This is a genomic window from Cellulomonas hominis (assembly GCF_005239125.1).
Classification (GTDB): domain Bacteria; phylum Actinomycetota; class Actinomycetes; order Actinomycetales; family Cellulomonadaceae; genus Cellulomonas; species Cellulomonas hominis_A.
This window is the reverse complement of sequence record NZ_SZYE01000349.1, coordinates 1-1,135: the sequence shown is the minus strand read 5'-3', so window position 1 is coordinate 1,135 and position 1,135 is coordinate 1. Positions and strand designations below refer to the sequence as shown.

The window sequence follows — 1,135 nt, the reverse complement described above, 5'->3', positions numbered from 1 at the left end:
CGGCCCGGGACGCCGCGGCGGGCCCGGGACGCCGCGACGAACGCCGCCCCGGCCGCGAGCGCCAGCGAGTCCGGGCCGCCCGAGCAGGCGACGAGCACCAGCGCCCCGTCGGGCAGGTCCGCGGTCGTCGCCGCCACGGCCCCGCGGACGGCGGCGACCGCCGGGTGCGGGCCGGCCACGTCAGCCGTGCACCCGGCGCACCCAGGCGGCCGGGTCCGCGATCTCGGCCGCGGACGGCAGCGCGGCCGCGCCGGTCCACACCGCGTTCAGCCCCTCGGTGCCGACCCGGCGGCGGACCGCCCGCACGAACGCCGCGCCCTCGCGGTACTGGGCGAGCTTCACGTCCATCCCGAGCACCGACCGCAGCGCCGTGCGCATCGCGCCGGTGCCCGCGGCGCCGTCCCGGCGGGCCTCGAACCGGCGGCGGATCCGGCGCACCGAGGGCACGACCGCCCGGCCCACGGCGTCCATCGTCACGTCGGCGTGACCCTCGAGGAGCGCCATCGTCGCGCCGACCTCGTCGAGCAGCACGCGCTGCCGGGGATCGAGCAGGTCGAGCAGCGACCGGGGGCGTCCGCCGGCCCGCGCACCGGCGGCGGGCTCGGCGCCCCGCGCCTCCTGCTCGGTGGTCACCCGCTCGGCGTCGGCGGGCTCCTCCGCCCGGGGGGACCGCGGCCACCACGGCCGCGCGGCGTCCTCCGCCAGCAGCGTGCGCAGCCGGTCGGTCAGGTGCCCCACCAGCCACGGCGCGGCGGCGAACTGCTGGGCGTGCGTCTGCTCGTGCAGCGTCACCCACAGCCGGAAGTCGGCGGGGTCGACGCCGAGCGCGCGCTCGACCGCCAGCACGTTGGGCGCGACGAGCAGCAGCGTCCCCCGCCCGCCCCACGGGTCGTACTGCCCCAGCACCGCGCCGGACAGCAGGCCGAGCACCGCGGCGACCTGGCCGGCCCCGGCGGTGCCGCGCAGCCCCCGCGCCGCGGGGACCCCCACCCGGTCGGTGAGCGCCGCGAGCGAGCGGACGTTGGCCCGGGCCCAGGACGCGCGGTCGACGACCCGCACGTCGTGCGCGGGGGCGCCCGGGTCGGCGGCCGACATGCCGGTGATCCGCGCCACGTGCTCGGCCGCGACCGGCGCG

At 81.1% G+C, this 1,135-nt stretch carries 1 protein-coding gene; it reads right to left on the bottom strand.

Annotated elements, in window-relative coordinates:
• Positions 1 to 180: 180 nt before the first annotated feature.
• On the bottom strand, positions 181 to 1,135 hold a 955-nt coding region (locus FA014_RS19510), incomplete at its 5' end, for a zinc-dependent metalloprotease (protein ID WP_154731254.1).